This is a genomic window from Geomonas terrae, assembly GCF_004791675.1.
Taxonomy (GTDB): domain Bacteria; phylum Desulfobacterota; class Desulfuromonadia; order Geobacterales; family Geobacteraceae; genus Geomonas; species Geomonas edaphica.
Genome location: NZ_SRSC01000001.1, coordinates 1,449,777 through 1,469,861, shown reverse-complemented (window position 1 = coordinate 1,469,861; position 20,085 = coordinate 1,449,777). Strand labels below are relative to the sequence as shown.

Below are 20,085 nucleotides of genomic sequence, written 5' to 3'. Positions count from 1 at the left end.
GATGTTCACGCGCCTGCGCCAAAATCGAAGGGAAACGGTACGGATCGTCGTCATCTACGCCGTCTTCGGCCTCGCCTGGATCTACGGCTCGGACACGGTCCTTGACTGGCTCTTCGACGACCGGCAGACGCTGATGCGGATCGCCGTCGCCAAGGGCTTTCTCTTCATCCTCTGCACCGCGACCCTCCTCTACGTCCTGATCGACCGGTACCTCAACGCCGTGGCGGCCGCCGACGGCGCCCGCATGCAAAGCCTCGAAAGCCTGAACGAGAAAAACGCCCACCTGCGTCTGTTCTTCGAGTACGCCCCGGCATCGCTGGCGATGTTCGACCGCGAGATGCGCTACCTGGAGGTGAGCCGCCGCTGGCTCGCCATGTACGGCCTGGGAGACGGCGACGTCCTCGGACGCTCGCACTACGAGGTGTTCCCCGAGATCCCCGAACGCTGGAAGGAGTTCCACCGCCGCGGGCTCGCCGGCGAGATCCTCTCCGAGGAGGCTGACGAATTCGTCAGGGGGGACGGGGCGGTGCAGTACGTAAGATGGGAGGTCCGCCCCTGGTACGACGCGGCCGGAGAGGTCGGCGGCATCCTCATCTTCACCGAGGACATCACCGAAAGAAAGCGCTTCGAAAACGCCCTGAGCGCGAACGAGCGGTTCCTGCGCCTTATGACCGAGCAGTTGCCGGGCATGGTCTGCTACTGGGACAGCGATCTAACCTGCCGCTTCGCGAACCGCGAGTACCGGCAGTGGGTCGGTAAAGACGCCGAGGACATGATCGGCAAGGGGATGATCGAGGTCCTCGGGCCGGAGCTCGCCGGACAGAACGAGTCGCATGCGCGTGCCGTCCTCGCCGGGGAGCCGCAGCACTTCCAGAGGACCATCGTCCGCGGAGAGGTGACCTACCACCACTGGGCCCATTACATCCCGGACACCGTGGATGGGAGCGTCCGCGGCTTCTACGTCCTGATCTCGGACCTGACCGAGCTTAAACGCGCGGAGAAGGAGAAAGCGGCCCTTGAGGCGCAGTTGCAGCAGGCCCAGAAGATGGAGTCGGTGGGAAGGCTGGCCGGCGGGGTGGCCCACGACTTCAACAACCTCCTTACCGTCATCATGGGGCTCGCCCAGCTGGGGGCACGGGAGCTGCCGTCCGAGCATCCGGCCCGGGTCCGCTTCGAAGGCATCCGCCAGGCCGCAGACAAATCGGCGGCTCTTACCAGCCAGCTCCTGGGCTTCGCCCGCAGGCAGACCATCGCGCCGAGGGTTCTCGACCTGAACGGGGCCGTGGAGCAGATGCTCAAGATGCTGAAGCGCCTGGTGGGTGAGGACATCGACCTCGCCTGGGGACCCGGTGCGGGGCTGTGGCGGGTCTGCATGGACCCTTCCCAACTGGACCAGATCGTCGCCAACCTCTGCGTCAACGCCCGCGACGCCATCGCCGACGTCGGCAAGATCACCATCGAAACCCGCAACGTCGTCTTCGACACCGACTACTGCAACGCCCACTTCGGCTTCGTCCCCGGCGACTACGTCATGCTCGCCGTGAGCGACAACGGCTGCGGCATGGACCAGGAGACCCTCTCCCACATCTTCGAACCGTTCTTCTCGACGAAGGACGTGGGACGCGGGACCGGCCTGGGACTCGCCACGGTGTACGGCATCGTCAGGCAAAACAGCGGCTTCATCAACACCTACAGCGAGCCGGGCAAGGGAACCAGCTTCAAGATATACATCCCGCGGCACCGGGGGGACGAGGCGGAACCGCTCGCCGGGCCGACCGCCGCCAAGGAGATCCGTGGGAACGAGACCATCCTGATCGTGGAGGACGAGCCGAGCATCCGCGACGTGGCGGTGTCGTTCCTCGCCCTGCAGGGGTACCAGGTCATCTCCGCCAAGGCCCCTTCTGAGGCGCTGGAACTGGCCGGCGAGTATGGGCGTGGCATCGACCTCATCGTCACCGACGTGGTCATGCCCGAGATGAACGGGCGGGAACTGGCGCGCAGGCTGCAGCCGCTCTGCCCGGAAGCTAAGTGCCTCTTCATGTCCGGCTACACCGCCAACGTGATCGCCCACCATGGCGTACTGGAAAGGGGGGTGAACTTCATCTCCAAGCCCTTCTCGATGACCGACCTCGCCGTCAAGGTGCGGGAGGTTATCGACGCGCCCTCCCCCCCTGGGGCTGACTCCGGGACGGCGTCCCCGCCCCCCCGTGAGGATGGCCCTTCGGCGGGCGAAGGCCCGGAAGGGGAGGCATAAGGGGGCAAGGGGCGCACAAATGACAAAAATGTCATCGTTCTGCAATCTTTCGGAAAGGCGTCTTATCGTATGCTTCGTGGCGCAGTATCACGATAATTGTGAGGTTTAATACATGCCGCAACGCCGACTGGGTCTTGTCGCCCTTGTCTCCTGTACCTTTCTTTCAGTAAACGCCGCCATCCGCATCATGCTCCTCAGCATGGCCCCCAAGGGGTCGGGCCTGAAGCTCTCCCTGGTCCTCAAGGCCGCCTGCACCGGGTTCTACTTCGACCTGGCCACGCTCGCCTACGCCCTCGTACCGCTGGCGCTCTACCTCATCGTCGTGCCGCGCCGGGTGACGACGCACCGCTGGCATGTCTGGGGCGTGCGGGCGCTCTTCGCGCTGTTCGTGGGCGTTCTGGTCTTCGACATCTGCGCCGAGTACCTCTTCTTCGATGAATTCGGTACACGCTTCAACTTCATCGCCGTCGACTACCTGCTCTACACCACCGAGGTTATCGGCAACATCAAGGAGTCGTATCCCCTCCCGGTGATCTTCTCGGGCATCGCAACGGTCGCCATTGCGGCGTCCTGGTTTCTGCGCAGGGCCATCGCCCGGGGCGCCGAGATCACCTTCAACGGCGCATACCACAAGATCGGCGCCGTGCTGCTCATCGCTCCGCTTCTCTCCTACGGCGTGGTCAACGTCTCGCAATCGACGATCTCACAGAACAACTTCGCCAACGAGATCGCCGGCAACGGGGTCTACAACCTCTTCGCCGCGTTCGTGAACAACGAGCTTTCCTTCACGAGGTTCTACCGCACGCTGCCGCAGGACAAGGTGAACGCGCGCTTGAGGACCCTGGTGGCCGAGAGAAACAACCGCTTCGCCGACGCGAAATCCGAGCGCTTCACGAGGGAGATCCGCGGCGAAGGTCCGGAAAAGCGGCTGAACCTGGTGGTGATCACCGAGGAGAGCCTCTCCGGCGAGTACCTGGGCGTCTTCGGCAACAAAGACCACCTGACGCCGAACCTGGACCGCCTCGCCTCACAGTCGCTTCTTTTCACGAACCTCTACGCCAACGGCACCCGCACCATACGCGGGCTGGAGGCGCTCACCCTCTCCATCCCCCCCCTGCCGGGCACATCGATCGTCAAGCGCCCCAACAACGGCGGCTTCCGTTCCTGGGGTGAGATCCTGAACGGGAAGGGGTACGAATCGAAGTTCATCTACGCGGGGCATGGCTACTTCGACAACATGAACGCCTTCTTCTCCGGCAACGGTTACTCAATCGTGGACCGTCAGGACTTCGCCAAGAACGAGGTGTCCTTTTCCAACGTCTGGGGGGTGTGCGACGAGGACCTTTTCCGCAAGGTGATCCGCGAGGGGGATAAATCCTACGCCGCCAAGAAACCGTTCTTCTCCATGGTGATGACCACCTCGAACCATCGCCCCTTCACCTACCCCGCCGGCCGGATCGACATCCCCGCCAAGAGCGGCAGAAAGGGCGGGGTCAAATACGCCGACTACGCGATCGGCAGGCTCGTGGCCGAAGCAAGCAGCAAGCCCTGGTTCAAGGACACCATCTTCGTCATCGTGGCGGACCACTGCGCGAGCAGCGCCGGGAAAACGGACATCCCGATCAAGAAGTACGAGATCCCGCTCATCGTCTACTCCCCGGCCCACGTAAAACCCGCGCATGTCGACAGGATGATGAGCCAGATCGACGTGGCGCCGACCGTCCTCGGCCTGATGAACATGAGCTATAAGAGCGACTTCCTCGGGCAGGACATCCTGAAGGATTCCGACCGGGCCCCGCGCGCCTTCGTGTCGACCTACCAGAAGCTTGGGTACCTCACCGAGGACAGGCTCCTCGTGCTCGGCCCCCAGCAGTACGCGGCACAGTACAAGGTGGACAGAAAGAGCGGCAAGGCGCAAGCAGAGCCGGTCTCCGACGCCATGCTGACCGACATGCTCGCCTACTACCAGGGGGCGGATTACCTCTACCAGCACAGGCTGAACCGGATACGCTAGATGGAATCAAAACTGGATGGAAACTTCTGGGTACGGCATCTAGCCGTACCCTTTTTTCTTTTCCTCGCTGCCGCAGTTTACTGTGAAGTTACCGGCGTAGACCTCGTTTTCGCCGACCGCTTCTTCGACTTCTCCGCAGGGGTCTGGCCCGCGCGCCACTCCTGGTGGGCTGAGTGGCTGATCCATCAGCGGGGCAAGGAACTGATCATCCTGATCACCGCGGGCTCCTTCGCCGGATGGCTCACCTCGTGGCGCTGCCAGCGCCTGCGCCGCGACCGCTGGCCCCTGCTCTTTCTCGCCCTTGCCATCGTCCTCAGCACGACGAGCGTAGCGGTGATGAAGAAGGAAATCGGGAGGCACTGCCCGTGGGATATCACGCGCTACGGCGGGAGCGTTCCCTATACCCGGCTCACCGAAGCGCCGCCGCAGGCGTGTGCACCGGGAAACTGCTTCCCCGCCGGCCACGCCTCGGGGGGCTTCGCGCTTCTCGCCGGCTACTTCGCCTGGCGCGACCGCAGGAGTTTTCTGGCACGGACGTGGCTCGCGACAGGAACCGCGCTCGGCAGCATCTACGCCTACGGCCAGATGGCGCGCGGCGCACACTTTCTGTCGCACAACTTCTACAGCGCCATCATCTGCTGGCTCATACCGCTCTTCCTGTACCTTCCGTACCGGTATCTCGTGACGGCGCCACAGGCCGAGGTTCCCCTTGCCGCGGCGTCACCCATTCCCGTCGCGGCACATCCCGTGATCGCGGAAGGCATCGAGGGGAATTGAGGAGGCGCTAGTCGGCGTAGATCATCTTGCGGGTCATGCCGCCGTCGACGACGAAGTTCTGCCCGGTGATGAACCCCGCGCGAGACGAGGCGAGGTAGGCAACCAGTTCCGCGATGTCGTCGGCGCGTCCCACCCGCCCGACCGGGTGCTGGGCGTGGTCGGCCTGGCTCAACTCCGACTCCGCACCGTTGTAGATCCACCCCGGGCTCACGCAGTTGACCCGCACCTCCGGCCCGAGGCTCATGGCGAGGGCATGGGTGAGTGCGACGACGCCCCCTTTGCTTGCCGAGTACGCCTCGGTGTCCGCCTCGGACTGCAGGGCATGTGTCGAAGAGATGTTGACGATGCTGCCGCGGCTTTTCTTCAAATGCGGCACCGCGTGCTTCGCGCAGAGAAATACCCCGGTCAGGTTGGTGGCGATGACCCGGCTCCACTGCTCAAGCGGCAGCTCGTGCACGGGAGCGGCGTGGGCGCCCGCGAGCGCTGCGTTGTTCACCAGCAGATCGAGGCGACCGAAGCGGGCGACGCTCCGCTCTACCATCGAGAGCACCGACTGCTCGTCCGAGACGTCCGCCTGCAGGGAAAGCAGCCGCTCCGGCGCGCCGAGACCGGCCGCGGCAGTATCTGCCGATGCCCCGTCGATATCCGCCAGCACCACCGCATACCCCTCCGAAAGCAGCTTTTTAGCGATCCCGTAACCGATACCGCGCCCCGCACCTGTCACGAGCGCCACCTTCATCCCGTTTTCCTTGTCTCCCATATCCATCCTCCTTTTCCCGGCTCAAACAGGCTCAAAAGCTACAACAGGGGGAGCCGGTTCGCAAACATAAACATCCTTAGCTGCAACCGCTGCCAAATCGCGTGTTGTCGAAGCGCCCCTCCCCCGGAGGAGGGGTGCTAGTTGCGCCATCACCGCTTGACTGAAAATACGACCGTACATACAATGACGCCTGTTCGGACCACACTATCTCACATGGAGGTGAACAGTCGTGAAAATGAGAGATTCGAAAGCGCCATCGCAAACCGACTGGGATAAAATCGATGCGCTCAGGGACGAAGAGATCGACTACTCGGACATTCCGGAACTTGGAGACGATTTCTTCGGGAAGGCTCTGGCACCGGCGCCTTTCCCATAGGCATTTCCCCTTTTAACACGGCGATTTGTCCCATCATCCCCCTATCAGCGACCCGCTTTGACAGAAAAATCCCCCATCCCTTCCAAAATCACATTTTTTAGCAGCGCAGCAGCGGTTTCTATGCTAGCCTTAATGCTATTTTCCAACCTGCGGAGGCAGTACCAGATTCATGCAAAGCAAAACTATTGAGAAGATACTACAGGACGTGCGCGACGGGTCGGTGGACGTCGCGAACGCCCTTGAGAAACTGAAGCACCTCCCCTTCGAGGACCTGGGCTGCGCCACGGTGGACCACCACCGCACGCTGCGCCAGGGCTTTCCTGAAGTCATCTTCGGACAGGGCAAGAGTATCCCACAGATGCGCACCATCATCCAGGCGCTGCTCGACAAAGGCGGCAACGTCCTCGCCACGCGGGTGAACCGCGCCAAGGGGGCGAAGCTCATGGAGTCCTTCCCCCAGGCGGTCTACCACGCCGATGCGCGCGCACTCACCATCGAGCAGCACCCGGTGGAGCGGCGCGGACGGGGCAAGGTACTCGTCGTCTGCGCCGGCACCTCCGACATCCCGGTGGCGGCCGAGGCGGTGCTCACCGCTGAGCTCATGGGGAACGAGGTGGAGAAGGTGTACGACGTGGGGGTGGCCGGCCTGCACCGGCTGCTCGCGCGCCGTGGGACGCTCTCCGAGGCCGCGGTGATCATCGTGGTGGCCGGCATGGAGGGGGCGCTCCCCTCGGTGGTGGGCGGACTCGTGGACAAGCCGGTAATCGCCGTCCCCACCTCGGTAGGCTACGGCGCCTCCTTCGGCGGTGTCGCCGCCCTGCTCGGGATGCTGAACTCCTGCGCCGCCGGGGTGACCGTGGTGAACATAGACAACGGCTTCGGGGCGGCCTACGCCGCGAGCCTCATGAACAGGGTGCACGGATGAAGGTTCTCTATTTCGACTGTTTCGCCGGTATCGCGGGCGACATGACCGTGGCCGCCATGATCGAGCTCGGGCTTCCCCTCGAGACGCTGCAACGTGAGCTCTCCGCGCTCCCGCTCTCGGGCTACACACTGGAGTCGGCAAAGACGGAGCGCCACGGTGTCGCCGGCACCTCCTTCAAGGTGACCTGCATCGAGGCGGACCAGCCGCACCGCCACTACAGCGGCATCGCCGCGATGATCGAGAAGTCCGGGCTGAAGCCCCGGGTGAAGGAGCTTGCCGGGCGCATCTTCCTCAAACTCGCGCAGGCCGAGTCCGCCGTGCACGGGGTGCCGCTCGAACGGGTGCACTTCCACGAGGTGGGCGCCATCGATTCCATCGTGGACATCGTCGGAACCGCCATCGGCCTCGACTACCTCGGGATCGAACGGGTCTGCGCCTCGGCGCTCCCCTACGGGCGAGGCTTCGTGAAGACGGCGCACGGCCTTCTCCCGGTACCAGCCCCGGCCACCGCGAGGCTCATGGAGGGTATCCCGGTAGGCCCGGACATCGGCGAAGGGGAGCGGGTGACGCCGACCGGCGCTGCCATCGTCGCGGCCCTTGCGGACCGCTTCGGCGCCCCACCGGCCATGACCGTGCAAGGGACCGGCTACGGCGCGGGGGAGAAGGATTTTCCGGAACTGCCGAACCTGCTTCGCCTGGTGCTCGGTGAGGAGGCAACACCCGGCGCGGTGCAGGAGGTGCTGGTCCTCGAGACCCACATCGACGACATGCCCGCCGAGATCTTCGGCTTTCTGATGGAGCGGCTCTTGGAGGCAGGCGCCCTCGACGTCGCCTTCTCTCCCCTGCAGATGAAGAAGAACCGCCCGGGGACCCGGCTCACCGTGATCGCGAAACCCGCCGACCTCGAGCGCCTCTCAGCAATCGTGCTCTCCGAGTCGAGCGCCATCGGCCTTCGCTACTATCCGGCGAACCGCATCGTCGCGCAGCGCCACGTGGAGACCCGCGAGACCTCAGTCGGGCGCGTCTCCGTCAAGGTGCTTGGGGACGGGCGGGTGACGCCGGAATACGACTCGTGCCGCGCCGTCGCGCTGGAAAAGGGGATGCCGCTCATCGAGGTGTACCGCATCGTGGAAAGGGAGTGCAGCAAGGGATGAAAAAATTCGTTATCGTTTCCGCCACCTGGTTCGGCACCGGCTTCGCCCCCTTCGCCTCGGGGACGGTCGGCACCGCGGGGGCAATCCCTTTCTTCCTGCTCCTGTCGCGCATGCCGCTGTCGCTCTACCTTCTGACCACGGTGGCCTTCACCGTTTTCGCCTGCTGGGCCGCCGGTTTCGGAGAGGAGCTTTGGGGCGAGCACGACTCCGGAAAGATCGTCATCGACGAGGTGGCGGGATATCTCGTCACCATGATCGCGGTCCCCGCCACCTGGGTCGGGGTGCTTACCGGCTTCGTCATGTTCCGCATCTTCGACATCGTCAAGCCGCAGCCGGCGCGCTGGTTCGACCGGTCGCTCAAAAACGGCTACGGTGTCGTGATGGACGACATCGCGGCCGGGATTTACGCCTGCGCCGCGACGCACCTCATCCTGAGGTTCCTGCCGTGAGGGTCTCCGTCCTCTCCATAGGCGACGAGCTCCTCTCCGGCGAGGTGGTGGACACGAACGCCGCCCACATCGCGGACCGGCTCTACGAAACCGGCGCGCGCGTTTTCCGGCATGTCACCGTCCCGGACGACGAGGATGCCATCGTCGAGGCGATCCTTGAGCTTGCCGGGGCAAGTGACGCGGTGATTGCAACCGGCGGGCTCGGCCCCACCCCCGACGACTACACGGCGCAGGCAGCGGCCCGTGCCGCGGGGGTACCGCTCGAGCTCTCGCAGGAGGCCCTCGACCATCTTGCCCGCTTCGAGGAGAGGATCGCACGGCCGCTGCACCCGTCCAACCGGCGCCAGGCCCTTGTGCCGCGCGGGTGCCGCCTGATCCCGAATCCGCTCGGCACCGCGTGCGGTTTCACGGTCGAGATCGGGGGGGCTGAAGTCTCCTTTCTCCCCGGTGTCCCCTTCGAGATGGAGCGGATGCTTGCCGACACGGTCCTCCCGGAGCTGGGGAAAAGGCTTCCGGCGCCGTGGCGACGGGTGACCCTGAAGGTGTTCGGGATCCCCGAGGCGGCCATTGCGGAGCGCCTGGAAGGGGCCTTGTCCGACGACTCCCCGGTGCAGCTCGCCTACTGCGTCAAGTACCCGGAGATCCACGTGATCCTGCGGGCCGCGGCAGCGGACGCGACGCTTCTCGAGAAGACGGCGGCTGCGGTGCGGGAGCGCCTCGCGGCATTTCTTTTCGCCGAGGACGGCGACACCATGGACTCTGTTCTCGCACGGCTTTTCCGGGAGAAGCAGGTGACGCTCTCCCTCGCCGAATCCTGCACCGGCGGGATGATCGCCTCCCGGATCACCGCCATGGCTGGGAGCTCCGCATACTTCCTCGAGGGGAACGTAACCTACAGCAACGAGGCGAAGACGCGCATGCTAGGCGTGCCGGCCGAGCTCATCGAACAGCACGGCGCGGTGAGCGCGGAAACGGCGCGCGCCATGGCCGAAGGTGCGAGAAAGGCCGCGGGCAGCGACCTCGCCGTTTCGGTGACCGGCATCGCCGGCCCCGACGGCGGCACGACGGAAAAACCGGTCGGCACCGTGTACATCGGCATTGCCGACGCCGCCGGCTGCCGCGCCGAACGTTTCAATTTCCAAGGAGACCGGACCCGCGTCCGCTCCATCACCACCTTTACCGCACTGGACTGGCTGCGCAAATACCTCCTCACCCTCCACTGATCAACCGGGCCGTCAACGAAGATGGCCCTAATCCACGCTGGTACAGGGGAAAATGCCGTGCACTTCGCACCGCTCCTCGTGATTGTCGCCTGCGAACTGCTGCTCCTTCTGATCGAGCAGTACACGCCGCTGCCCGGACGGCTCCACTTTGCCGTCGCCGTGTCGCTGGCGACGGTGCTCCTTTGCTTCGTGGCGCTATTCAGGCAGCGCCAGGCGAGCATGGTGGACGGGCTGCGCCGCGAGATCGACGAGATGCAGCAGGAGGCGCACAAGAGCGCCCGGCGCTACAAGAGTCTTCTCGAGGGGGCGGGCAATGCGATCTTCATCTTCAACGTGAAGACTGCGCTGCTGCAGGAAGAAAACCGCCTTGGGCGTGAGCTCATCGGGTTCAGCAAGGAGGCGCTCGCCTCCATGGAGGTGCGCGACATCTTCGCCCCTTCCGAGCACGACCGGCTGCGCACCTTCATCTACCAACTCGTGCGCCAGGGGGAGGCGGACTGGGACTGCGCCCAGATGAAGAGAAAGGACGGCTCCCTCTTCATGGGCGAGATAAACGCCCGCCTCATCGATCTCGGCGACGAGCAGGTGGCGCACTGTCTTTTGCGCGACATCACGGAAAAGCGGCGCACCGAGCACGAGATCTGGCAGAGAAACCGCGAGCTATCCATCCTCAACAACATGCTTGCCAGCATGAGCCAGGGGACCGACCTGAAAACGATGCAGGAGGAGACCCTCCTCGAGTTGATGGACCGCTTCCAGTCAGAGGGGGGGACGCTGCACCTCTCCACGCCGGAGGACCCCTCCCCCGCCCTTTGCGCCTCGCGCCAGGCCCCAGCCGAACTGGAACGTGTGATCATGGAGAGCGTGGAGGGTGGCACGGAACGGTTGAGCGAAGTCCGTGTCGCGCCGCTTCAGGACGCCTGCAACGGTTGGGGGAGCCTCACCTCGATCCCGATCCGCTCGCAGGAGCGACTTTTGGGCTTCATCCATCTCATCCACCGCGTCCCGCACAACTACGGCCCGAAGGAGCTCCGCTTCCTTGAGAGCGTCGGCCGGCAGATGGGGAACATCATCGAGCAGGTGCGGCTCTTCGAGGAGCTCAAGTGGAAGAGCGAGGAACTGCTCCGCTCGCACCGGCTTTTGGAGAGGAGTAGCCACAGCCTTTCCCTCTCTGAGACTAAACTCAAGCAGAACCTCGCCCTCATCGAGCAGGCGCACCAGGAGCAGACCCGCCTGGATCGCATGAAGAACCAGTTTCTCGGGATGGTTTCCCACGAGTTCAACACGCCGCTCACCAGCATCGTCGCCGGCGTCGATCACCTGCTGCAGCAGGAATGGGTCTCCCAGGAAGACGCCTGTCAGGTGCTCGAGATGGTGCGCGACGGGAGCCTGCGCCTGAAGGCGCTGGTCGCCGATCTTTTGAAGCTGATCCGGCTCGAGGCGCGCCGTGAGGGGCTCGAGACGAGCGCCATCCACCTGCGCATGCTGCTCGAAACCCTCCTGGACCAGCTCCAGCCGCTCTTCGAGGAGCGCGGGCAGGCGATCACCCTGCGCGACCTCGATCATCTCCCCTTCTTCCAGGGGGACTGCACCTACCTGGAGCGGGTCTTCTACGAGCTTTTGCTGAACGCTATCCGCTTCAGCCCCGAGGGGGGCGAGATCGTGGTGACCGGCCGCGTCGTCGACCACGAGGCCCTCTCGGTGCGCTCCGGAACGCTCACCCGTTTCAACCCCGAGTTCCTGAGGCGCTGCGGCGAGCGCTGCTACCTGGAGGTCGAGGTGCGCGACGGCGGCATCGGCATTCCCATGGACGAGCAGCAGCGCGTCTTCGAGATCTTCTACGAGGTAGGCGAGATCCGGCACCACTCGAGCAGGCGGCGTCAGGGACGCGGGGCCGGGCTGGGGCTTGCCATCGTCAAGGGGATGGTCGAGGCGCACGGCGGCATGGTCTGGGTGGAGAGCGGCGATGGGAGTTCCTTCTTCCTCGTGCTCCCGCTCGAGCAGGAACTTATCCAGCCCGCTTTGTTTTAGAACCCGTTCTACGTTCTAAGTTCTAAGTTCTACGTTGCAGGCTCGTGGGGCAAGCGCGCAGGATAAATCGCCGCCGACGTAAAGCGGAACCCCGAATTTGTTAAGCTTTCAACCTAGAACGTAGAACATAGAACCTAGAACCTTGTCGTTGAACGTGCCCTTGAACCTTGCGTTTGCGGTTTTACTTGTGCTATGTGTGATGGGCTGAAAACCCAGACCCAAAAACCGCCTGGAAAGGCGAAGGAGATATAAAACGATGCTCGATAAGGAAAAAGCGGAAAAGGCCCTGGACCTGGCGATGAGCCAGATTGAGAAACAGTTCGGCAAAGGGGCCATCATGAGGCTCGGTAACGAGGAGGCGCTCCCGGACGTGGCGTCGATCCCGACCGGCTCCCTCTCTCTGGACCTGGCGCTTGGGGTGGGAGGCGTCCCCCGCGGCCGCGTCATCGAGATCTTCGGACCGGAATCCTCCGGTAAAACCACCCTCGCCCTGCACATCATCGCCGAGGCCCAGAAACTGGGCGGCATCGCCGCCTTCGTCGACGCGGAGCACGCCCTCGACATCGGCTACGCGAGAAAGCTCGGCGTCAAGACCGACGACCTCCTCGTCTCGCAACCGGACACCGGCGAGCAGGCACTCGAGATCGCCGAGACCCTGGTGCGCTCCGGCGCCATCGACGTCCTCGTCGTCGACTCCGTCGCCGCGCTGGTTCCGAAGGCGGAGATCGAGGGCGACATGGGCGACTCGCACATGGGCCTGCAGGCACGCCTCATGTCCCAGGCGCTCAGAAAACTCACCGGCATCATCTCCAAGTCCAACTGCTGCGTCATCTTCATCAACCAGATCAGGATGAAGATCGGCGTCATGTTCGGCAACCCCGAGACCACCACCGGCGGCAACGCCCTCAAGTTCTACGCCTCCGTGCGCATGGACATCAGGAAGATCGCGGCGCTCAAGCAGGGCAACGACATGATCGGCTCGAGAACCCGCGTGAAGGTGGTGAAGAACAAGGTGGCCCCCCCCTTCAAGGAGGTCGAATTCGACATCCTCTACGGCGAGGGTATCTCCAAGGAAGGCGACGTACTCGACCTGGCCGTCGAGCGCAACGTGGTCGAAAAGAGCGGCGCCTGGTTCTCCTACGGCAAGGAGCGCATCGGCCAGGGGCGCGAGAATTCCCGACTGTTCCTCAAGGAGCACCCGGAGATCCTTGCCGAGATCAGGGAAAAACTCACCGCACCGCAACAAGACGCCGCGTCCGGCGCAGCCTAGACCATGACCCTCAACGAGATCCTCGGCATAGCCATGAAGGCCAAGGGGTCCGACATCCACCTGAAGGCGGGGCTCCCCCCCATCGTCAGGATCGACGGATCCCTGCGCGCCATCCCAAACGCGGAACGCCTCTCCAGCGAGGCGGTCAGGAACATGGCGTTCTCCATCATGAACGATCGGCAGAGGCGGATCTTCGAGGAGAACTACGAGGTCGACCTCTCCTACGGGGTCCCCGGGCTCGGGCGTTTCCGCGTCAACGCCTTCGCCCAACGCGGCACGGTCGCCATGGTGCTGCGCGCCATCCCGATCGCCATCCCCACCCTGGAAACGCTGAACCTGCCGCCGGTCCTTAAAAAGCTCTCTCTCGAGCAGCGCGGCCTGATCCTCGTAACCGGCACCACCGGTTCCGGCAAGTCCACTACGCTCGCCTCCATGATCGACTACATAAACGAGCACCGGACCTGCAACATCATCACCATCGAGGACCCGGTCGAGTACCTGCACAAGGACAAGAAGAGCCTCATCAGCCAGCGCGAGGTCGGCTTCGACACGCTCACCTTCGGCAAGGCGCTCACCTCGGCCCTGAGGCAGGACCCGGACGTCATCCTGGTCGGCGAGATGCGCGATTACGAGACCATCGAGACGGCGCTCACCGCAGCCGAGACCGGACACCTGGTGCTCTCCACCCTGCACACCCTGGACGCCGCCGAGACCGTCAACCGCATCATCTCCGTCTTCCCCCCCTTCCACCAGAGGCAGGTGAGGATGCAGCTCGCCGGGATCCTGAGAGGGGTCATCTCGCAGCGCCTGGTGCCGCGTGTCGACGGCAAGGGGCGCGTCCCCGCGGTCGAGGTCATGATCGGCACCGCCCGCATCAGGGACTGCATCGACGACAAGGAGAAGACGAAGCAGATCCCGGACGCCATCGCCCAGGGGCACACGAGCTACGGCATGCAGACCTTCGACCAGTCGCTCATGCAGCTTTTGACCAGGAAGCTCATCACCTACGAAGAGGCCATGCGCCAGTCGAGCAACCCCGACGACTTCGCTCTCAAGGTCTCCGGCATATCGTCCACCTCGGACTCCAGCTGGGACACCTTCACCGACGAGGAACCGCCGGCGGAAGGTGGCGACAAGGAGCTGGTCATCGAGAAGTACTAGGTGCAGCGCGGTACGGCCCTCGACTGCTGTCTGCGGCTTCTCACCCTGCGCGACCACTCCGAGGCGGAGCTTAGAAAGAAGCTTTCCGGCAAGGGTTACGAGGAAGGGGAGAGCGAGGCGGCGGTGGCCCGAATGAAGGAGCTCGGCTACCTGGACGACCTGCGCTTCGCGCGCGCCTTCGCCTCGTCGGCGCTTCGAAACGGCAAGGGGGTCGGCCCGCGGCTCAAATTGGAACTAGCCAAGCGCGGCGTGGCAGGTCCCATCGTGAGCCAGGTGCTTGAAGAGCTTTCCGGGGAGTACAGCGAGCGGGAGCTCCTGGTGCAGACCATCGCGCGGCGCTATCCCGGCTTCGATCCGGCCACGGCGAGCGACAAGGAAAAGCGGCGCATCATCGGCTACCTGCAGAGGAAAGGGTTCTCGCTCTCCGCGATCTTCAGGGAGCTGAGGGCGCAGGAGGATTGAAAGACGGGAAGGTTCTTCAGGGAATTCCGAGTTTCCCCCGCTGGATTTTGAGTCCAGTGCGTCTAAAGCGCTGAGTAAGTTGCAAACTAAGCGTTTCACGAGCCCAAGCGTCCCCCCCTTTGCGAAGGGGGACAGGGGGGATTTGCCTCTGCCGAACCCGCTAAAAATCCCCCTAAATCCCCCTTCGCAAAGGGGGACTTTAACCTTCCCTTCACAAGGCGAGAGAAGGCCGTTTGAACAAACTGGTTTAGATATCCCATTCACTGAGGTTTTTTATGACAGGCAAAGAGATCCGGGCGCAGTTCTTCAACTTCTTTCAGAAAAAGGGTCACACCCTGGTGGAGAGCTCGAACCTCATCCCCAAAAACGACCCCACCCTGCTTTTCACCAACGCGGGGATGAACCAGTTCAAGGACGTCTTCCTGGGCCTTGAAAAACGCGACTACATCCGCGCCGTCTCCTCGCAGAAATGCGTCCGCGCAGGCGGGAAGCACAACGACCTCGAGAACGTCGGCCGCACCGCACGCCACCACACCTTCTTCGAGATGCTCGGTAACTTCTCCTTCGGCGATTATTTCAAGAAGGATGCCATCGCCTACGCCTGGGAATTCCTCACCGTTGAGCTCGGCCTTTCCAAGGACCGCCTCTACGTGACGGTGTACAACGACGACGACGAGGCGGCGGACATCTGGCACAACCAGGAAGGGGTGCCGCGCGAGCGCATCTACCGTTTCGGCGAGAAGGACAACTTCTGGTCCATGGGCGACACCGGCCCCTGCGGCCCCTGCTCCGAGATCTTCTGGGACAACGGCCCCGGCACAGGCTGCGGCTCCCCGGACTGCGCCGTCGGCTGTGACTGCGACCGTTACATGGAGATCTGGAACAACGTCTTCATGCAGTTCAACCGCGACAAAGACGGCACCATGACGCCGCTCCCCAAACCCTCGGTCGATACCGGCATGGGCCTTGAGCGCATCTCTGCTGTCATGCAGGGGGTCACCTCCAACTACGACACCGACCTGCTGCAGGGGATCATCCGCCACATCGAGACCATCTGCGGCAAGAAGTACCGCGACGACGAGAAGGACGACGTCTCCATGCGCGTCATCGCCGACCACTCCCGCGCCACCACCTTCCTCATCTGCGACGGCGTGCTCCCCTCCAACGAGGGTCGCGGCTACGTGCTGCGCCGCATCATGCGCCGCGCCGCCCGCCACGCGAAGATGCTGGGGGTCTCCGAGCCGATGCTCTACCGTGTGGTCGACGCCGTCAACATGATGATGGGCGATGCGTACCCGGAGCTGCTCGAGCGCGAGAATTACGTCAAGAAGGTGATCAAGGCCGAGGAGGAGCGCTTCATCGAGACCCTCGACCGCGGCCTCGCCATCCTGAACGAGGAGACCGCGGCGCTCAAGGCCAAAGGGGACAAGGTCCTCTCCGGCGAGGTGATCTTCAAGCTGTACGACACCTTCGGCTTCCCGGTCGACCTCACCGCCGACATCGTCGAGGCGGAAGGACTCACCCTGGACGAGGACGGCTTCGCCCTCTGCATGGAGAAGCAGCGCGTCAAGGCGAGGGAGAACTGGAAGGGGTCCGGCGAGCAGGGCCTTGCCTCCATCTACAAGGAACTGCACGGCTCCGGCATCGCGAGCGACTTCGTGGGCTACACCGAACAGACCGCCTACTCCACCATCAGCGCCATCGTAAAGGGTGGCGTCCTTGTCGAGGAGGCGAACGCCGGCGACGAGGTCGAGATCATCACCGCGAAGACCCCCTTCTACGGCGAGTCCGGCGGCCAGGCAGGCGACACCGGCGTCATCTCCACCGGCGCCGCGCACATCGAGGTGGAGAGCTCCAGCCGCCCCTTCACCGACCTCATCGTGCACCGCGGCAAGGTGGTCTCCGGCAACGTCCGTAACGGCGAGGCGGTCGACCTGAAGGTCGCTACCGCAGGGCGCGCCGCCACCGCGCGCAACCACACCGCGACGCACCTGCTGCAGGCAGCCTTGAGGGAAGTGCTGGGCGACCACGTGAAGCAGGCAGGCTCCCTGGTGACCCCGGACCGCCTCCGCTTCGACTTCACCCACTTCAGCCCGATGACCGCCGAGGAGATCCGCAGGGTCGAAACCATCGTGAACGGTAACATCATGGGTAACGCGACCGTCGACGCACGCGAGATGCCGGCAGCCGAGGCGCTTGCCGGCGGGGCCACCGCACTCTTCGGCGAGAAGTACGGCGACGTGGTGCGCGTGGTGCGCGTGGGCGACGTGTCGATGGAACTCTGCGGCGGCACGCACGTGCACGGCGCGGGCGAGATCGGCTTCTTCAAGATCATCTCCGAGGCGGGTATCGCCGCCGGGGTGAGGAGGATCGAGGCGCAGACCGGCAACGGCGCGCTCGCCGTGGTGCACCAGATGGAAGACGAGCAGAGAAGCGTCGCCGCGCTCCTGAAGGCCGAGGGCGTTAGCGTGCTCGACCGCGTCGAGAAGCTCATCGCAGCACAGCGCGAGCTGCAAAAGGAGCTCGAGGGGCTGCAGGCGAAGATGAACGCCTCCAAGTCCGCCGACCTCGTTCAGCAGGTACGCGAGCAAAACGGCGTCAAGATCCTCTCCGTGAAGGTGGACGGCGACGCCAAGGCGATGCGCGAGCTCTCCGACACGCTGAAGGACAGGATCGGCTCCGGCATCATCGTGCTCGGGACCGCCGACGGCGTTAAGGCGAACCTCCTGGTCGCCGTCACCGCCGACCTCACCGCGCGCTGGAAAGCTGGCGACATCATCAGGGCGATCGCACCGATCGTCGGCGGCAACGGCGGCGGCAAGCCCGAGCTCGCCCAGGCCGGCGGCTCCAAGCCCGAGAACCTCGCCGAGGCGCTCGAGGCCGTGTACAACATCGTAGGGTAGGAGCTGCCAAGGCAGCGCCTTCCCCCCTCCCAGCCTCCCCCCTCCAGGGGGAGGAGCAGGAAGAAGTCAGCAATTACGCACGCAGGTCGATAAATCCAGTAAAACCGGGACATGCCGATGCTCGAACTTACCTCCAACCAAAGTCTCGAAACCGTTCAGGAAAGGAAAACCGTTCTCCTCGTGGACGATGAAGCGGTGATCCGCGACCTGTGCAAGAGGGTCCTGAACGGCTACGACATCGTAGAGGCGGCGGACGGCCAGGAGGCTTACGAGATCTTCCTGCGCGGCGGCATCGACGTGATCCTGACCGACGTGATGATGCCGAGGCTGGACGGCATCGAACTGCTGAAGAAACTGAAGGAGCGCGAGCCGACCATGGTGGTGATCATCATGACCGGCTTCGCCGACAAAGACCTCATCCTGAAGGCGCTCAAGGCGGACGCGGACGACTTCATCACCAAGCCGCTCAACCTCCTGCAGCTCAAAAGCGCCATCGAAAAGGCCCTGGTCAAGAAGGCGCTCAAGGAGGAGATCGCCAACCTGAGAAACCTCGACCGCTTCAAAACGGTCTTTCTCTCGCTCATCTCCCACAAGTTCCGCACGCCGATCACCTCGATCTCGCTTTTCCTGCAGAACTTGGCCTCGGGCATCATCGATCCCTCCGACGACGGCGCCAAGGAGCACATCAAGCTGATCTACAACGAGGCTTGCTACCTGGGGAACCTCGTCACCGACCTCCTCACCTTCTCCTCGGTCATGGACAGCGGCGGCGGCCTGCACCTGGAGCCGTGTACCCTGAACCTGCTCCTCCCCAAGATCCTGAGCGAGGCCTACATCATCGCCGCCCGCCCCGGTGTCACGACGCACATCACGCAGCAGACGATCCCGGAGCTTATGCTGGACCGCGACAAGATCAGCTTCGCCCTGCGCCAGGTGATCGACAATGCCATCAAGTTTTCCAGGGAAGACGGCGTCGTTTGCGTCAACATGAGAAACGCCGATGGGCAGTGCGAGATCAGCATCGAAGACAACGGCATCGGCATCTCCAAGGATCAGTTACCCAAGCTCTTCGAGAAGTTCTACCAGGTCGACGCCGACCGGACCGGCCAGGTGCGCGGCTTCGGGCTCGGCCTCTTCTACGCCCGTGAGTTCATTCGCATGCACGGCGGCAGCATCAGCATCGAAAGCGAAGAGAACCAGGGGACCCGCGTCCTGATAACCCTTCCCAACACAGCCAGCCAAAGCCCCTGATAACCTTCAGTCTTAGCCCTGTTTCAAGTTGATTATTTCCCTCTATCTGCTATATTAACGTCTTTCTGTGCACTAATTAACGCTGGAAGAGGCACCTATGCAGCATCTCATAGAAAAGGCGAGCACTCTCATGGAGGCGCTCCCCTACATCAGACGCTTTTCCGGAAAGACCATCGTCATCAAGTATGGCGGTCACGCCATGGCAGAAGAGAAGCTCAGAAAGTCTTTTGCCCTAGACATAATCCTGCTCAAATACATCGGCATCAACACCGTGGTAGTGCACGGCGGCGGTCCCCAGATCAACGAGACACTGAAGCGCTACGGCATAGTGTCAGAGTTCGTCAAAGGGATGCGTGTGACCGACGCGGAGACCATGGGTGTCGTCGAGATGGTGCTGACCGGCCAGGTAAACCGCGAGGTGGTCGGCTACATCAACCAGCACGGCGGTCGTGCCGCCGGTCTCTCCGGCAAGGACGGCAGCCTCCTTGTTTGCGAAAAACTGCTCCAGGAAATCCGACGAGAAGGCGGCGGGGTCGAGATGGTCGACATCGGCTTCGTGGGCGATGTCGTCGAAGTGAATCCCGCCATTTTGCAGGCATTGGAGAAGGGTGGCTTCATCCCGGTGATCGCACCGGTAGGTGTGGGGCGCGACGGGCAGAGTTACAACATCAACGCGGACGTGGTGGCCGGCAAGGTTGCTGCTGCGCTCGGGGCGGAGAAGTTGATCCTTTTGACCGACGTCTCCGGCGTGAAGGACAAGGAAGGGGAGCTGCTTTCCAGCATCCCGCTTGCCGACGTCCCCGCGCTGATCGAAAACGGCACCGTGACCGGGGGCATGATCCCGAAGGTCACCTGCTGCACCGACGCGCTCGCCGCAGGTGTGAAGAAGGCCCACATCGTCGACGGCCGGATCGAGCACGCCATCCTTTTGGAGATCTTCACCAACGTCGGAATAGGGACGGAGATACAGGCTTAACGCTTAACTGCCGTTCAACGTTCAACGTTCGACGTTCAACAAGTGTTGTGCCGATGGTCATCTGACCGGTACGGCACGGGACTGCCGTTCAAGATTCAA

Annotated in this window: 16 protein-coding genes; 15 read left to right on the top strand and 1 reads right to left on the bottom strand. The window is 63.5% G+C overall.

From position 1 onward, the window contains the following. Position 1: 1 nt before the first annotated feature. The 3 genes from E4633_RS06240 to E4633_RS06230 all read left to right on the top strand — a co-directional run bounded on the left by E4633_RS06240 (position 2) and on the right by E4633_RS06230 (position 5,045). The gene (locus E4633_RS06240; protein ID WP_135869363.1) at positions 2–2,254 is read left to right on the top strand and encodes a hybrid sensor histidine kinase/response regulator; all 2,253 of its coding nucleotides are present in this window, start codon (positions 2–4) and stop codon (positions 2,252–2,254) included. Positions 2,255–2,366: 112 nt separating this feature from the next. Then, the gene (locus E4633_RS06235; protein ID WP_135869362.1) at positions 2,367–4,268 is read left to right on the top strand and encodes an LTA synthase family protein; all 1,902 of its coding nucleotides are present in this window, start codon (positions 2,367–2,369) and stop codon (positions 4,266–4,268) included. Further along, complete coding sequence (locus E4633_RS06230) at positions 4,269–5,045, top strand: phosphatase PAP2 family protein (RefSeq protein ID WP_135869361.1); 777 nt, start codon at positions 4,269–4,271, stop codon at positions 5,043–5,045. Positions 5,046–5,052: 7 nt separating this feature from the next. Here E4633_RS06230 and E4633_RS06225 read toward each other — a convergent pair whose 3' ends face one another. After that, positions 5,053–5,805, bottom strand: a complete 753-nt coding sequence (locus tag E4633_RS06225; protein ID WP_135869360.1) for an SDR family oxidoreductase — start codon at positions 5,803–5,805, stop codon at positions 5,053–5,055. Between the two features lie 235 nt (positions 5,806–6,040). Between E4633_RS06225 and E4633_RS20420 the strand changes: the two genes are divergently transcribed. From E4633_RS20420 to argB, 12 genes are all read left to right on the top strand, one after another. After that, positions 6,041–6,181 (top strand): hypothetical protein, encoded by a 141-nt coding sequence (locus E4633_RS20420; RefSeq protein ID WP_162604942.1) that lies wholly within the window; start codon positions 6,041–6,043, stop codon positions 6,179–6,181. 169 nt (positions 6,182–6,350) lie between these two features. Further along, entirely contained in the window at positions 6,351–7,106 is a 756-nt protein-coding gene (gene larB / locus E4633_RS06220) for a nickel pincer cofactor biosynthesis protein LarB (RefSeq protein WP_135869359.1), read from the top strand. Further along, entirely contained in the window at positions 7,103–8,260 is a 1,158-nt protein-coding gene (gene larC / locus E4633_RS06215; protein WP_135869358.1) for a nickel pincer cofactor biosynthesis protein LarC, read from the top strand. Before larB ends, larC begins: the two co-directional genes overlap by 4 nt. Continuing rightward, a complete protein-coding gene (locus E4633_RS06210; RefSeq protein WP_135869357.1) occupies positions 8,257–8,709 on the top strand; it encodes a phosphatidylglycerophosphatase A family protein in 453 nt (150 codons plus the stop codon). The genes larC and E4633_RS06210 overlap by 4 nt, the downstream gene beginning before the upstream one ends. Continuing rightward, a complete protein-coding gene (locus tag E4633_RS06205) occupies positions 8,706–9,932 on the top strand; it encodes a competence/damage-inducible protein A (RefSeq protein WP_135869356.1) in 1,227 nt (408 codons plus the stop codon). Before E4633_RS06210 ends, E4633_RS06205 begins: the two co-directional genes overlap by 4 nt. Positions 9,933–9,989: 57 nt before the next feature. Further along, positions 9,990–11,963 carry a sensor histidine kinase gene (locus E4633_RS06200; protein ID WP_135869355.1) on the top strand — a complete coding sequence of 658 codons (1,974 nt, stop codon included), beginning with the start codon at positions 9,990–9,992 and terminating at the stop codon, positions 11,961–11,963. Between the two features lie 256 nt (positions 11,964–12,219). Continuing rightward, on the top strand, positions 12,220–13,233 hold the full coding sequence (gene recA, locus E4633_RS06195; protein WP_135869354.1) for a recombinase RecA: 1,014 nt from the start codon (positions 12,220–12,222) through the stop codon (positions 13,231–13,233). Positions 13,234–13,236: 3 nt separating this feature from the next. Further along, entirely contained in the window at positions 13,237–14,394 is a 1,158-nt protein-coding gene (locus tag E4633_RS06190) for a type IV pilus twitching motility protein PilT (protein ID WP_135869353.1), read from the top strand. Next, positions 14,395–14,856: a regulatory protein RecX gene (locus tag E4633_RS06185; protein ID WP_135869352.1), complete on the top strand. Its 462-nt coding sequence runs from the start codon at positions 14,395–14,397 to the stop codon at positions 14,854–14,856. It abuts the gene before it with no gap. A 275-nt stretch (positions 14,857–15,131) separates the two neighbouring features. Then, the gene (gene alaS, locus E4633_RS06180) at positions 15,132–17,759 is read left to right on the top strand and encodes an alanine--tRNA ligase (protein ID WP_135869351.1); all 2,628 of its coding nucleotides are present in this window, start codon (positions 15,132–15,134) and stop codon (positions 17,757–17,759) included. A 117-nt stretch (positions 17,760–17,876) separates the two neighbouring features. After that, positions 17,877–19,010, top strand: a complete 1,134-nt coding sequence (locus E4633_RS06175; RefSeq protein ID WP_135869350.1) for a hybrid sensor histidine kinase/response regulator — start codon at positions 17,877–17,879, stop codon at positions 19,008–19,010. Between the two features lie 97 nt (positions 19,011–19,107). Then, positions 19,108–19,986: an acetylglutamate kinase gene (gene argB, locus E4633_RS06170; RefSeq protein ID WP_135869349.1), complete on the top strand. Its 879-nt coding sequence runs from the start codon at positions 19,108–19,110 to the stop codon at positions 19,984–19,986. Positions 19,987–20,085: the final 99 nt, after the last annotated feature.

Excerpts from the sequence above, each read along its gene's own strand:
- E4633_RS06240 (WP_135869363.1), top strand. The coding sequence starts at position 2 with ATGTTCACGCGCCTGCGCCAAAATCGAAGGGAAACGGTACGGATCGTC.
- E4633_RS06235 (WP_135869362.1), top strand. The coding sequence starts at position 2,367 with ATGCCGCAACGCCGACTGGGTCTTGTCGCCCTTGTCTCCTGTACCTTT.
- E4633_RS06230 (WP_135869361.1), top strand. The coding sequence starts at position 4,269 with ATGGAATCAAAACTGGATGGAAACTTCTGGGTACGGCATCTAGCCGTA.
- E4633_RS06225 (WP_135869360.1), bottom strand. The coding sequence starts at position 5,805 with ATGGGAGACAAGGAAAACGGGATGAAGGTGGCGCTCGTGACAGGTGCG.
- E4633_RS20420 (WP_162604942.1), top strand. The coding sequence starts at position 6,041 with ATGAGAGATTCGAAAGCGCCATCGCAAACCGACTGGGATAAAATCGAT.
- larB (WP_135869359.1), top strand. The coding sequence starts at position 6,351 with ATGCAAAGCAAAACTATTGAGAAGATACTACAGGACGTGCGCGACGGG.
- larC (WP_135869358.1), top strand. The coding sequence starts at position 7,103 with ATGAAGGTTCTCTATTTCGACTGTTTCGCCGGTATCGCGGGCGACATG.
- E4633_RS06210 (WP_135869357.1), top strand. The coding sequence starts at position 8,257 with ATGAAAAAATTCGTTATCGTTTCCGCCACCTGGTTCGGCACCGGCTTC.
- recA (WP_135869354.1), top strand. The coding sequence starts at position 12,220 with ATGCTCGATAAGGAAAAAGCGGAAAAGGCCCTGGACCTGGCGATGAGC.
- E4633_RS06190 (WP_135869353.1), top strand. The coding sequence starts at position 13,237 with ATGACCCTCAACGAGATCCTCGGCATAGCCATGAAGGCCAAGGGGTCC.
- alaS (WP_135869351.1), top strand. The coding sequence starts at position 15,132 with ATGACAGGCAAAGAGATCCGGGCGCAGTTCTTCAACTTCTTTCAGAAA.
- E4633_RS06175 (WP_135869350.1), top strand. The coding sequence starts at position 17,877 with ATGCTCGAACTTACCTCCAACCAAAGTCTCGAAACCGTTCAGGAAAGG.
- argB (WP_135869349.1), top strand. The coding sequence starts at position 19,108 with ATGCAGCATCTCATAGAAAAGGCGAGCACTCTCATGGAGGCGCTCCCC.